Origin of the sequence: Bradyrhizobium sp. ISRA442 (assembly GCF_038085055.1) — a bacterium.
In the GTDB taxonomy this organism is placed as follows: domain Bacteria; phylum Pseudomonadota; class Alphaproteobacteria; order Rhizobiales; family Xanthobacteraceae; genus Bradyrhizobium.
Genome location: NZ_JALGCN010000005.1, coordinates 309,711 through 323,161, shown reverse-complemented (window position 1 = coordinate 323,161; position 13,451 = coordinate 309,711). Strand labels below are relative to the sequence as shown.

The following is a 13,451-nucleotide window of genomic DNA, read 5'->3' as shown; positions in this document are numbered from 1 at the left end:
TTCGGGCCCTGAAACGTCAAAGTCGCTTTCCGCGAGGACTTTGTAAACTATGTCTCGTGTTCCCACGCTTTCCAGTCCGTTCCTACTGGGCTTCGACGAGATTGAGCGCGTGCTCGATCGCGTCGTTAAAGGCGCCGACGGTTACCCTCCCTACAATATCGAGAGGTGCGAACGGTCGGACGGCCAGCCCGAACGCTTGCGCATCACGCTGGCGGTCGCCGGATTCACCCGCGACCAACTCGATGTAACCATTGAGGAAAACCAGCTCGTGATCCGCGGGCGGCAGCAGGACGACAAGACCCGGCAATACATCCATCGCGGCATTGCCGCGCGCCACTTCCAGCGCACCTTCGTGCTGGCGGAGGGGATGCTGGTGCTGGGTGCGGATCTGAAGAACGGGCTGTTGTCGATCGATCTTGCCCGGCCGGAACCGGAAAGGATCGTTAAGACAATCGCTATCAATGAGCACGAATAATGGAACGAGTAGCGGACTCGACCGCTTAGTTTCCCAGAGGAGTCGAGACCATGAGTGAAGGTCACGTTGCGTTCGAATACGAAGCCAAGAACGTCTCGCCCGAGACGCTGGCGACCCTCGGCGAAGGCCATATCGCCTATGTGAAGCAGATCCGCTCCGAGGATGTGCCGGATTTGTTTCCCGAAGCCCCGAAGATTGCGCCGGGCTTGAAACTCTTCGCGCTCCATGCCGCCGACGGTACACCGATCATGCTGACCGACAGCCGTGAAGCCGCGATCGCGAATGCCTGGAGCAACGAACTGCAGGCGGTGAGCGTGCACTGAGCGCCACGCGCTTCGTAGCACACGGAATTCAAATGGGCCTGCCCTCAAGCGAGGGCAGGCCCATTTTACTATGTGCCTCGCGGTTGGTAGATCGTCGGCATGAACACGATGGCGCCCATCCCGGTCACCAGCTTCGAGATCTCGCCGGGCGAGCCGCTTTGCGACGCCCTCCTCTCGCTCAACAACAGCCACGCGGAGGAGTTGTCATGGCTTGAGCCCGAGCGGATGAAACATCTCGTCGCGCAAGCCTTCTACGCCCGGAGGATCGGCGACCTCGACGCGTTCCTGATCGCGCTCGATCAGGACGGACAATACGACAGTCCAAACTTTCTATGGTTTCGATCCCGCTACGCGCGCTTTGTCTATGTCGACCGAATCGTTGTCGCGCCATCCGCACGTGGCAACGGATGTGCGCGGCGGCTCTATGCCGACCTGTTCAATCGTGCAGCCGAGGCCGGACACGATCGCATCGTTTGTGAGGTCAACCTGCAACCGCCAAATCCGTCGTCGGATGCTTTTCATGCCGCGTTGGGATTTGTCGAGGTCGGCAGCGCCAGCATCCATGACGGACGCAAGACAGTGCGCTACCTGTCGCACTCGCTGTAGTGGGTGCTGCGGTCGACCTAAGCCGCGGTCGCGGGCGGCAGCGCGAGCACGGAATAGATCGCCTGCGCATCGCGCGAGGCGCGCAGCTTCTTGGCGATGTCCTGGTCGCGCAGCAGACGTGCGATGCGGGCCAGCGCCTTGAGATGATCGGCGCCGGCGCCTTCCGGCGCGAGCAGGAGAAAAACGAGATCGACGGGCTGGCCGTCCATCGCCTCGAAATCGATCGGGCGATCGAGCCGCGCGAACAGGCCGAAGATCTTCTCGAGCTTGGGCAGCTTGCCGTGCGGAATGGCAACGCCATATCCGACCGCGGTGGTGCCGAGCTTCTCACGCTGCAACAGCACTTCGAAAACCGCGCGCTCGTTCTGCCCGGTCAGTTCCGCGGCCTTGGCTGCGAGCTCCTGCAAGGCCTGCTTCTTGCTGTTGACCTTCAATGCCGGGAGAATCGCCTCGGGCGCGACCAGATCGGTAATCGGCATGAAAGTCTTCCGAGGTGAATTAAACCGTCAGGTTCCGAATTGGCCAGCTTAGCGAGAACCGAGCCGGGCCGGCGTCAAGAAGGTGAAGCAGGAGGCGGACTTAGCCCCAGTCCTGATGTGGGGCGCTTCTACTCCAACGCAATCCCGGTGCCAACTCCCGCGTGCGGCTTTGTCCCGGTCATTGTTAAGGGCGGCGGGGGGCGGGCCCGGGCCATCACTTGCCATCCGTCTTGCCCGCCGGCGGGTCGATCCAGCCCACATTGCCGTCTGCGCGGCGGTAAATGATGTTCACCCGGCCCGAGGAGCCGTGCTGGAATACCAGACAGGGGGCCCCGCTCAGGTCGAGTTCCATGACCGCCTCGCTCACCGACAGGACTTTCAGCGAGGTGCTGACCTCTGCGATGATTACGGGGTTGTACCCGGTCACCTCGTCCTCGCCCTCGCCCGGCGCCTCGAGGACGTAGCTCGTGGCATCGAGCGCTTCGAGCACAGCGGCGGCATGGGCCTTGCGGGCGGAACGGTCCTTGAGCCGGCTCTTGTAGCGGCGCAGCCGCTTCTCGATCATCAGCAACGCCTGATCGGCGCTGGCATAGGCGTCCGGCGCGTTCGAATCGGCCTCCAGCGTAATCCCCGAATCAAGATGCAGCGCACAGTCGGTGCGGAAGCCGAAGCCGTCCTTGCTCAGCGTAATATGGCCGGAATAATTGCCGTCGAAATACTTGCGCAAGACCTCGTCGGTGCGGTCGGCAACGCGGCCGCGCAAGGCTTCGCCGACGCTGATGCTTTTTCCCGAAATCCGGAGGGTCATGTGATGCCTCGCTTGGTTGGGGGCCTAGCTTGGACCGGTCTCGATGGAAGATTGAGAGTAGCGCGATTTGGCGCCGACGCAATCAGGCCGGCTCGGTGTTGCGCGAGCGATCGGACAATGCGGTGGAGAGGACGTTACCAAGAGCACTCTGCTTGTCGCGGCGGCGTTGCACCGAGGAGGGAATGCGCATGGCTTCGCGGTACTTCGCGACCGTGCGGCGGGCAATATCAATGCCCGAAGCGCGCAACCGTTCCACGATCGTGTCATCGGACAGGATCGCGGAAGGATCTTCCGAATCGATGAGCTGCTTGATGTGGTGACGGACGGCTTCGGCAGAATGCGCCTCGCCGCCGTCGGCGGACGCGATCGAGGCGGTGAAGAAATATTTCAGCTCGAACGTGCCGCGGTTGGTCGCCATGTACTTGTTGGCGGTCACGCGCGACACCGTGGATTCATGCATCTGGATCGCGTCAGCAACCGCCTTGAGATTGAGCGGCCTCAAGTGCGCCACGCCATGGGTGAAGAAGCCGTCCTGCTGGCGCACGATCTCGGTTGCAACCTTCAGGATGGTGCGGGCCCGCTGGTCGAGCGCGCGCACCAGCCAGGTCGCGTTCTGCAAGGCGTCGGTGAAATAGGATTTGTCGCCGTCCTTGCCGATCTTCTTCGACAGCTCAGAATAGTAAGTCTGGTTCACCAGCACGCGCGGCAAGGTGTCGCTGTTGAGCTCGACATGCCAACCACCATCGGGGCCCGGACGAACATAGACGTCGGGCACCATGGTCTGCAGGCGCGACGAGCCGAACTTCATGCCGGGCTTGGGATCCAGTCTGCGGATCTCGCCGATCATGTCGGCGATGTCCTCGTCGTCGACGCCGCAGAGCTTGCGCAGCCCCGCAATATCGCGCTTGGCGAGGAGGTCGAGATGCTCGACAAGCGCTTGCATCGCCGGATCGTAGCGGTCGAGCTCGCGGAGCTGGATCGCGAGACATTCACTCAGATTGCGCGCGCAGACGCCGGGCGGATCGAATTTTTGCAGCACGGCGAGAACGTCCTCGACATCCTGCTGCGATGCGCCAAGCCGCTCGGCAGCCTGGCCGAGATCCGGCGGCAGATATCCGGCCTCGTCGACGAGATCGATCAGATACTGCCCGATCATGCGCTGCGCGGGCGCGGAGAAGGCCACCGCAAGCTGCTCGGCGAGATGATCGGCGAGCGTAATCTCCGCCGCGACGAAGGCCTCGAGATTGTAGTCCTCGTCGCCGGACGCGCCGCCGCCCCATTCGGTATAGACGCTTGGCGCCGCATCCTGGGCGTTGCGCGCGGCGGCCTCGGCCGGCTCCTCGGAAAAGACGTTGTCGAGGCCGGTGTCCAGAGTCTGCTCGATCTCGGCGCGGGTTCCGAGATCACGGCTCATCCATTCTTCCTGGCCGGGCTCGAAGGCCTCGGCGGTGCCCGTCTCGTCACCAAGACTGCCACCGGATTCATCGGAATCGCTGAACTCACCGGCCTCGGCTGGGGCTTCGCCGCCGGCCGGCTCGTCACTGGCCCGTTCCAGCAGCGGATTGCGCTCGAGTTCTTCCTCGACGAACGTCGTGAGATCGAGATTGGACAATTGCAGCAGCTTGATCGCCTGCATCAACTGCGGCGTCATCACCAGCGACTGCGATTGCCGAAACTCTAACCTCTGCGTCAGCGCCATGAAGCAAGAACCGTTCCCAAAATTGGTCCGATTTTTGCTTATCCTACTCCAGGCCTGATGTACACGCCTTGACGAATGGGAAATTCGGGCTAGAGCCGGAACTCCTCGCCCAGATAAAGGCGGCGCACGTCCGGGTCGTTGACGATCTCGTCCGGACTTCCCTCAGTCAGGATTTGCCCCGCATAGACGATGTAGGCGCGGTCGGTGAGGCCAAGCGTCTCACGCACATTGTGGTCGGTGATGAGCACGCCGATGCCACGGTTGGTGAGATGGCGGACGAGGTCCTGGATGTCGCCGACCGCGATCGGATCGATGCCCGCGAAGGGCTCGTCGAGCAGCATGTAGTTCGGACGCGTCGCCAGCGCGCGCGCAATCTCGACGCGGCGCCGTTCACCGCCGGACAGCGCGATCGACGGCGATTTGCGCAGGCGCGTGATGTTGAATTCGTCGAGCAGGGCGTCGAGCTGCGCCTCGCGTTTCTTGCGTGACGGTTCGACCACTTCGAGCACCGCGCGGATGTTCTGCTCGACCGTGAGACCGCGGAAGATCGAGGCTTCCTGGGGCAGATAGCCGATGCCGAGCCGGGCGCGCTGATACATCGGCAGCTTCGTCACGTCGTGACCATCGAGCTCGATCGCGCCACGATCGGCCTTGATGAGACCGGTGATCATGTAGAACACGGTGGTCTTGCCGGCGCCGTTGGGGCCGAGCAGGCCGACTGCCTCACCGCGGCGCACATAGATGCTGACGCCGCGCACCACCTGGCGGCTGCCAAAGCTCTTTTCCACGCTGTGCACAGCCAGGAAGCCCGGCCGCCTCAGGAGCTGCGGACCGGCCGAACCGTTGGACCCGGCGCTGGCCCTGGCGGGCTGAGCCGGTTGTGGTCGCGGCCGGGGCGGTTCGGCGCGGAACTGGTCCGGCGCCGGGAGCGGCTGCTCGCGCGCAATCGGCGGCGCATCCCGCACAGGGCTGGTCATGAGACCACCTACGCTGTCGCCAAGGGCGGTGATGTCCTGACGCGCGAATCCTGGCCGGCCGCGTTTGGCAGGGCGCCGACGGAACATGCTGAGTATATCGACCATCCCCGCCTTCTAGCCTTTCACGGTGATCCCGCACGGTGATCCCGCGACCTGCCGCCTCGGCCTTGCGATCCGCCGGCGCAGCATGAGTGAAAGGATGCCCCCTGCCCAGTGAGACACCCTCGATAAGCGGCGGATCCCGCCTCGAAGCCCGTTGCGGTAAATACAGTCTTGTCGGGCCAGCTTCAACCTCGGATCGCCTGCGCCCGGTTTAAGTCATTGAATTTACATTCTGAATTTACTTTTGTTTACCTACGCCGGGCAATTGCAGGGGCGGACCAGCCCCGGGCTTGCCTTGGCCGCCGCAATCGCTGCCGCCGCCCTGCGGCAGGAGGGCCTGAACCCTGCCGCTGTCGGATTCGACGCGGGACACACCGGTGGTCATGTCGACCATCAGCCGGTCGCCGCGCAGCACGTTCTTGCACTGCGTCAGGACCACGCCGCCGAGCATGGTGATCAGGTTGGTCTTGGTGTCGAAGATGGCGGTCTCGCCGGTCACCACCTGATCCTTCTGGGTGACGACGACATTGCCGCGCGCCTCCAGCCGCTTGATCGAGGAACTGCCGCCCGGACCCGGCGTCGCCGACTGCATCGGCGCCGACTGTGTTGGCGCGGACTTGGCGCCTTTCGCAGCCGCAGGCTGCGGCGCTGATCCCGCTGATGAACCTTGGCCGCCGCTCGATTCGTAGAACACCACCAGCGTCTTCGAGGTCATGGTGGTGTCGCCCTGCACGACCTTCACATTGCCGGCGAAGGTCGCCTCCTTCTTCTTGTCGCGCATCTCGAGCGAGGCGGCTTCGATCTGGATCGGCTGATCGCGATTCTGCGAAAAGCCCTGCATCGCGTTGGGCACGCCCTGCATGCTGCTCTGCGCCTGCGCCGCACCCGCGGCGAGCAGCGCGACAGCGACGACGCGTGCGGCCGCGCCGGCCGTCACGCCAGCCTTGCCGTCCCTGCGCGGAAAAAACTTCGCCCTGGCAATCATCTTGAATCGGCAATCATCTTGAATTGGCAGACTTGTTCTGCGGCGTACGCGTTTTCGCCGGCGGCGCGGGCTCGACCGGCGCGGGCGGAGCCGCGGCCGGTTCGTCCGTGCTCAGCTTGTCCAGGTTCATGACGACATTGCCCTCGAAGCGGACGACGTCGCCGCCCTCGGTGATGCGCAGCCGGTCGGCGGACAGCGTTCCGTTGGTGAGCTTGACGTCGACATGGTCATCCGAGGAGACCGTGCCCTTGCCCATGTCGACGAAGGCCGAGTTCAGCCGCGCCTCATAGCCGGTCGAGGTGCGCAGGAAGATGTCCTTGTGCAGATCAAGCTGCTGCTGCTTGTTGTCGAACACGCCGGTGCGGGCATCGAGGAACAGGGTCGATTGATCTTCCATCAGGACCTTTGCGCGCAAGGTCGATAGCTCGACATGATCGGGATCGGTGATGTCCTGCGTTGCGGTTTTGGCCCAGAGCTCGTAGGGCCGCTGGTCCGGCGTGTAGCCGGCCAGATGCGGCGATTCCATGGTGATCTTGGTGCCCGACACCACCAGGTTTCCGGAATCGATCGGCAGCTTCGGCATCAGCATGCGAAACGGATTGAAGATCGATACGCCGACGATCGCGGCCATGGAGAGCAGCACCGCGCCCGGCACCGCGATGCGCAGAATCCGGACCAGGCGGCTGTGCCGTGCCGCGCTGGCAAACTTCGCCGCAAGCGCGGCGTCATAGGTTGGATTCTGGGCCGAGTTCACCAATGCTCCGGGACGTCGCTAGCCTTGTCCTGTCCAAGCCTTGTCCAGTAAGGCTCCAATCGAGGACGCCCATTGTATCCGCTAGCTTCGGAATATGCAGCCTGCGACAGGCCGCTACGACTGTGTCCGAAACGGGGCGGCTGGCCGGCCTGACGGCCGGACCGGGCCTTAGGAATGCGCGAAAATGTCCTCGGCCTCCCAGCCCTCGAGGTCGAGCCGGGCGCGCGTCGGCAGGAAATCGAAGCAGGCCTGGGCCAGCGTCGTGCGGCCCTCCCGCACCAGCATGGCGTCGAGCCGCTCGCGCAAGCCATGCAGATGCAGCACGTCAGAGGCGGCATAAGCGAGCTGCGGCTCGGTCAGGCTGTCGGAGCCCCAGTCGCTGGATTGCTGCTGCTTGGAGAGGTCGACATTGAGCACCTCGCGCACGAGGTCCTTGAGGCCGTGGCGGTCGGTATAGGTGCGCGCCAGGCGGGAGGCGATCTTGGTACAGTAGAGCGGCTGCGCCATCACGCCGAAGGCCTGGTACAGCACCGCGATGTCAAATCGCGCGTAGTGGAAGATCTTGGTGATCGCGGGATTGGCGAGCAGCGTCTTCAGGTTCGGCGCATCGGTGTGGCCCTTCGGGATCTGCACCACGTCGGCGCTGCCGTCGCCGGGCGAGAGCTGCACCACGCAGAGCCGGTCGCGATGCGGATTGAGCCCCATGGTCTCGGTGTCGATCGCCACCGCTCCGGTGTAGCGGGACAGGTCGGGCAGATCGCCGCGATGCAGGCGTACGGTCATGGCGTTTTCAAAACCTCACTCGAATCGGTGCCGGATGAAATTAAGGCCGGGAACGGGAACTGGCGAGGGCCGGCCGGACCGAATGCACCGCTCACAGGCTGCGGCCGATCGGCCGGGCTGTGGCCCGCGATGTACCCGCTGGGCAGGACCGGCGCAAGTACGGCCGCAGCCGGATGTCGAACTTTAACAGAGGCTTAAGCCGGGTATTCGGAAGAAACAGGGGCCCAATGCCCATGGTGGACGTCTATAGTCCGTTCTGCTTGACCCTGGCCGATGCAAGCCGGCCAGCCGATCAGGCCGATCCCATCGAGACGGAGCCTTCGCGCTGGAGCGACGTCAGATCGCCGCCAGCATGATGCAGATCATCGCCGCCACCGTGATGCGGCTGGCGCCATCGCGGAAGGTGTAGATGATGGGATCGTCGGGCATCTCGCGGCGATGCGCCATCATGAGGGCGCGGCCGAACCAGTAGAGCAGCAACGGATTCAAGAGCCACAGCATCCAGGGCCGGCTGTACAGCGGCGTCACCGCCGAGGACGACACGTACAGCGAGAAGACCGTCACTGCGTTCATGGCGCTCGCGGCCGCCATGGCAGCGATGACGTGCAGGTCGGTGATCCTGTAGTCGCGGTTGGAGGGATCGGCGAGCCCTGCGCCCTGACGCATGCTGAGCTCGCTGAAGCGCTTGATCAGCGCGAGCGAGGTGAACACGAACAGCGAGAAGATCAGCAGCCATTCCGACAGCACGACGCCGACGCCGACGGCGCCCGCGATGATGCGCAAGCTGTAGAGGCCGGCGAGCGTCACCACGTCAACCAGCATCTTGCGCTTGAGCACCAGCGAATAGGCGATCGTGGTGGCGAGATAGGCGCCGAGCACGCCTAGGAAAACGGCGGAGATGCAGAGGCTGGCGGCGACCGCGAAGCCCCACAGCGCGGGGATTGCGAGCAGCGCGGACGAGATCGGCAAATCACCCGCCGCGAGCGCGCGATGGCGCTTGGTCGGGTGCTGCCGGTCCGCGGCGAGGTCGAGCAGGTCGTTCATCAGATAGGCGCCCGACGCGCAGGCCGAGAACGCCAGAAACGCCAGCAGCGCGTAGCTCAGCGTCGCGAAATTCATCTGATGCGCGGTGATCGCCGGCACGAACACCAGCGTGTTCTTGGCGTATTGATACACGCGCAGCGCCTTCGTCCAAGTCTTCAAACTGGATGTCTTTAGGCTGGCACGACGGCTAGCGCGGTCGCTGATCCGCTCGATCGAGGCGCGATCGAACGGCACGGCGCCCGAGGCGAGATCGGCGGGCGCCACGACGCCATCGAATCCGAGATGCGCGGCGATGCCCCCGGCATGATGGGCCAAGCGGCCAGCGACGAGATAGATCTTCTCGCCGCGCGCCCGCGCCGCCAGAGCCTGGTTCAGCACATCGGCATCATAGGGCAGATGGCCGTAGTCGATCTCGGCCCGCGCCAGCACGTCCCCAAGCGCCGCCGGGCTCAGCGATCCCTTCGCGCGCAGGCGGGCGAGCGACCCACCGACATCGGCGAAAAGCGCCTCATAGGCCAGCTCCGAGCGCAGCAGCGCGCCTTCGAGATCAATGACAAGGGTGCGCGCAGGCGCCGGGGTCACCGACGGCCCGGCCATGCCAGACTCGTACTGCCAGACAGGCTGCTCCATACGAAAACGCTCGATTGAACCGCGACATGACCGGCCCATGGCCGGGGAGCAGGGAAATGGACAGTCAGACTCTAGGGATCATTCGCTAAGGGCGGCTTAATTCGAGCGGAGAGGGCGGGCGGCAGCCGTGCGATATCCGGAGCGACCGCCGCGAAATGGCAGCGAATTCGGACCGATTCGACGTCTCACACAGGCGCGGAGGCTCCGGCTATGATCGGTCCAAAACCGGTTGATCGACAAATATCCGAACGCGGCCGATGGTTTCAACTTCACGATAGTGTCTTAACTCCATTTGAACCTCGGGATCTAAATTGGCCCATGCCAGCCAATCGAACCGAAACATGCTCAGCAGGTAGGTATCCACCAGAATTACGTCCGGGCGACCGTTCCGCAGGTCCGCCAGCAACTGCCGTCGCTCGAAATGTATGATGCCATCCAGTTTTGCCTGTTCATCTTGAGTTGGATGCGAGGTTTGCTCGCGCAAAATTGCGCCGCCGGCTAAGAGTTGCGCGCAAGAGCTGCCCACCCAAGATCCATCGAGTTGACGGACGAGCGGATGCCCCAGACCGATGTGATCGGTAATCGTGAGCAGCCGCGGGTGCTTCACAAGCGCTTGGACACTCCGCTCGAGCGGCGGAAAGCCGGGCGCCGGTGACGATAAATAGAGGCCGATGAACGCAAGGACGGCGACGCCGGCGAGGACAATCGGCGGCCGCAGTGTCTTTGTGCAAAGATGCAGCAGTGGCGCGGCCATCGCAAACAGACAGAGAGCGAAAGCCGTGTATGGCCACCCCTTGCCTTGGACAAGGAAGGTCGCGGCTCCGCCGACCGATGCGGCCAACCAAGGGGTTGCGTCGCTCCACATTTTGAAACTCTCGGGAGCGACGAGGCGCAGGAACACGACAGAAGCGCCTATCACGGCGATTGGAATAGGAATTAAGCTAAGAAGCTCCTGCCTGATTGGTAGGTAGGCCTCGGCGACCATCGGGGCATAGACAAGGAGATAAGCAGGAAAGATGGCAACAAGGATCGCCCCGTAACTGATCGTGGTAGCGGCGGCTGTGAATGCTTCGGAAGTGAACAAAGGCCTAAGAGAACGTTGGCGGATGACGCGCAGGACGATCGGGAGACCAGCCACCAGAACAAAGAAGGGCTTGATGCACATAGCCAGCCCCGCGCCCAGTCCTGCGAGGATCGCGACTGGCCCCGGATCAAGGTCGCGCCAACGTATTGCGGTGATGGCGACAAAGGGCGTCAGGGCAATGACGGCTATGTGTTCACGTTGTCCGAATACGGCACCGGGAAGAATTGCGAGCAAGAGTGCGAGAGACCACGTTGAAACATCACGTTCTCTAACTCCCAGGTTTGCCGCCGCAGCCGCGCGATCGATGACAAAAAGCACGCCAACGATCTCGATAATCACCAAGATTATCACGATGAATTCGGGTGCAACGCCCGTTTCTCGCGCCAGCATCGCTGCCGGCATGTACATGTAGACCGATAAAGGCGGATTGGACTCGAAGAGGTCTACTCCGAGCTTTCGGCCGTCTAGAATCTTCTCATTTGCGGTGAGCAGCCAGCCCAAGTCGGCGTTGAGAACAATGGGTATCTGGACAAGCAAGGCCGTCACAAGGATGGCGGCCACAATGATCCAACGTTGCTTCATGCTGGAGTCGTTTCCAAATATGCGGGCCCGGTTGCTCGGAGCCTATGATCTCGCAGGAACCACGCACAGACGTTTCGTCCGGAACAGAACCTCGCCGCTCGTCGCAGCCGTCTGACAAAGATCGATCACGTAGTCGATCCCGTTACGCGACGCATAGGCCTTTCGCTCGGCAAGCGAGCTCAACTGCTCCGTATCGGCAAAGCGGCTCCACCAAATCTCGTAGTAGGATGATGTCCACATAGTAGCCGCCCCCCGCTTGAAATCGACATAGACCCGCCGATGGGACGCGTATTCGAAAACACCGGTCCGGGACAGCCCAACGTCGGCCGTGCTCGGCGCCGGCACGGCATCGTCGCGAGGCCTCAAGGGGACGAGGAAAATGGCCGTCGGCGGCGTCGAGCTTCGCGCCCAGTGGCCGACCTCCATCCATTCCCCGACGGCGTCCGCGAACGTCGCATTGAACGCGAGATTCTGCCAGGTCGAGTACGGCCAGGCGATCAACACCACGCTCGCCAGCACGAGATAACTCATCGTGCGAAGATAGGCCGGCTCACCGTCCCGTGCTTCCGGGATCGCTCTGGGCAGCAACATGATCGGGATGGCGAGCAAAATCGTCATGCGGCTCACACTCAAGGCGACGATCAGGCTGGCCAGCAGAACTGTTGTCGGCTCCTTACTCCGAAGCCAGTTCACTGCAAGCGCCGCCAGCGCAAGCGCAGCGAGCAGATGCACGATCGTGCTAGATCGGAGCAGGTGAAGGTTGAGCAGGAGAGGTGAGCCGGTCAGGTGGGGAAGAATGACGCCAGCCGCATAAATCAGCGCGACGCCAAGGTAGGCGGCGGCGATTTCCGCGGCTTGCGCTCCGAGCTGCCGGAGCGCAAGCGCGCCGACAAGCGCAACGCCTTCCGCCGCGAAGATCTCGCTGCGCGGGGTCGCATCGATCAGGACATGGCCGCCATAGTACTGATGCAGGTAGGTCACGAAATCGAAGGCGGTGGGCTTGCCGAATTCCGGGTTGCCTAGAACGGCATGAAGCACGGGAAGCGCGAGGGGAATGCACAGGACGGCGCCGAAAGCCACACCCGAACAGACCGCAGCGAGGCTCGTCCCCTGTTTCATCAAGAGGACGACCGCGATGAGCGCCAACAGCGGCGCAAGCCACACGGCGATGAAGGCGTTGACGAAGAAGGTTGCTCCCAAGGCAAGCGTAGCAGCAATGAAGCGCGCCTTCGCGGCGAAGTATATGGCGAGGAGGACCGTGCCGTTGGCGATCTCGGAATGGGTGAAGTATCGGATTAGCAATCCGCCTGCGCCAGCGTAGCTGTCGCCGTCGAGCAGAGAAGTGAAGCAGGCAATCAGAGCAAAGATGATCTTGTCGCGGCGCTCGACCACGCCGAGCAGCGAAGCGCAGCACAGGAACCCCAGAAAGCAGACCAGCCGCGACACATAGTCGAGGCCGAGGAAGAGCAATGCGACGTTGCCAAAATATCTTTCCGTGCTGTCCAGCAAGACCCAGACGCCGGATGCAAAATAGCGCAGCGACTGGATGAAGGAGTCGTCTTGGTACTGCGGCTCGTCGTAGAGCCCGGCAACGATCGGGAGATGAAACAGATTGTTCTCGACGCCGAACACAAAGCCGGAGTGAAGAAGCGACAGCGCGGCCGCGATTGCAGCGATCGCCAGCGTGTCGACCTGAGCATGCGAGAGGCTTAGCGCGCTTCTGCGGGTGTGGGCTTCGGAATTGAGGCTGATTTCTGCCATTCAAACTGCTGCGAATACGGCGCCCATCTTCGCGGCGACGGCGATGCTTCCGCTATTAATCTCTGGCCCATCCGAAATTCCTGTCCACGACTGGCGGAGTATCCGGCTCCATGCCTGGCGCAGCAGGGAAAATGGCCAAGGCAACACTACACGCCAGGTGTCAAGGGAAAGCTAATTCAGGCAGGTCACGTTTAGGGATCGCCGGGCCAGCCGGGGGGACGACATGGCGAAGAACGCCGCCAGTTCGGGCCGATTCGTGGGGACACTCACATCCGGCCGGGCGTCCCGGTCAGGCAGGCGCGGCATGAATGGCAGGGACGCACGGATTCTCTCGCCGCCAGGCTGTTGCATGGATCCCA

13 protein-coding genes are annotated in these 13,451 nt (G+C 63.0%); 3 read left to right on the top strand and 10 right to left on the bottom strand.

Annotated features, from left to right (window positions below):
• Positions 1 to 49 precede the first annotated feature (49 nt).
• From MTR72_RS13800 to MTR72_RS13790, 3 genes are all read left to right on the top strand, one after another.
• Positions 50 to 475: an Hsp20 family protein gene (locus MTR72_RS13800; RefSeq protein WP_157334657.1), complete on the top strand. Its 426-nt coding sequence runs from the start codon at positions 50 to 52 to the stop codon at positions 473 to 475.
• 50 nt (positions 476 to 525) lie between these two features.
• On the top strand, positions 526 to 798 hold the full coding sequence (locus tag MTR72_RS13795; RefSeq protein WP_035704148.1) for a BQ00720 family protein: 273 nt from the start codon (positions 526 to 528) through the stop codon (positions 796 to 798).
• Positions 799 to 897: 99 nt separating this feature from the next.
• Positions 898 to 1,404: a GNAT family N-acetyltransferase gene (locus tag MTR72_RS13790; protein ID WP_445819578.1), complete on the top strand. Its 507-nt coding sequence runs from the start codon at positions 898 to 900 to the stop codon at positions 1,402 to 1,404.
• Positions 1,405 to 1,421: 17 nt separating this feature from the next.
• Here MTR72_RS13790 and ptsN read toward each other — a convergent pair whose 3' ends face one another.
• From ptsN to MTR72_RS13740, 10 genes are all read right to left on the bottom strand, one after another.
• On the bottom strand, positions 1,422 to 1,883 hold the full coding sequence (ptsN, locus tag MTR72_RS13785; RefSeq protein WP_063681444.1) for a PTS IIA-like nitrogen regulatory protein PtsN: 462 nt from the start codon (positions 1,881 to 1,883) through the stop codon (positions 1,422 to 1,424).
• Between the two features lie 214 nt (positions 1,884 to 2,097).
• A complete protein-coding gene (gene hpf, locus MTR72_RS13780; RefSeq protein ID WP_280967437.1) occupies positions 2,098 to 2,691 on the bottom strand; it encodes a ribosome hibernation-promoting factor, HPF/YfiA family in 594 nt (197 codons plus the stop codon).
• A gap of 82 nt (positions 2,692 to 2,773) precedes the next feature.
• Positions 2,774 to 4,390, bottom strand: coding sequence for an RNA polymerase factor sigma-54 (gene rpoN / locus MTR72_RS13775; protein WP_280967438.1), 1,617 nt, complete (start codon positions 4,388 to 4,390; stop codon positions 2,774 to 2,776).
• A gap of 89 nt (positions 4,391 to 4,479) precedes the next feature.
• Positions 4,480 to 5,472, bottom strand: a complete 993-nt coding sequence (gene lptB, locus MTR72_RS13770; protein ID WP_280967439.1) for an LPS export ABC transporter ATP-binding protein — start codon at positions 5,470 to 5,472, stop codon at positions 4,480 to 4,482.
• 235 nt (positions 5,473 to 5,707) lie between these two features.
• A complete protein-coding gene (locus tag MTR72_RS13765; RefSeq protein WP_280967440.1) occupies positions 5,708 to 6,454 on the bottom strand; it encodes an LptA/OstA family protein in 747 nt (248 codons plus the stop codon).
• Positions 6,455 to 6,467: 13 nt separating this feature from the next.
• Entirely contained in the window at positions 6,468 to 7,208 is a 741-nt protein-coding gene (gene lptC, locus MTR72_RS13760; protein WP_280967441.1) for an LPS export ABC transporter periplasmic protein LptC, read from the bottom strand.
• 168 nt (positions 7,209 to 7,376) lie between these two features.
• Positions 7,377 to 7,991, bottom strand: coding sequence for a ribonuclease D (locus tag MTR72_RS13755; protein WP_280967442.1), 615 nt, complete (start codon positions 7,989 to 7,991; stop codon positions 7,377 to 7,379).
• A gap of 336 nt (positions 7,992 to 8,327) precedes the next feature.
• Complete coding sequence (locus MTR72_RS13750) at positions 8,328 to 9,632, bottom strand: UbiA family prenyltransferase (protein WP_280967443.1); 1,305 nt, start codon at positions 9,630 to 9,632, stop codon at positions 8,328 to 8,330.
• Between the two features lie 241 nt (positions 9,633 to 9,873).
• Positions 9,874 to 11,331 carry a hypothetical protein gene (locus MTR72_RS13745; RefSeq protein WP_280967444.1) on the bottom strand — a complete coding sequence of 486 codons (1,458 nt, stop codon included), beginning with the start codon at positions 11,329 to 11,331 and terminating at the stop codon, positions 9,874 to 9,876.
• A 42-nt stretch (positions 11,332 to 11,373) separates the two neighbouring features.
• Positions 11,374 to 13,092 carry a hypothetical protein gene (locus tag MTR72_RS13740; RefSeq protein ID WP_341510414.1) on the bottom strand — a complete coding sequence of 573 codons (1,719 nt, stop codon included), beginning with the start codon at positions 13,090 to 13,092 and terminating at the stop codon, positions 11,374 to 11,376.
• Positions 13,093 to 13,451 lie beyond the last annotated feature (359 nt).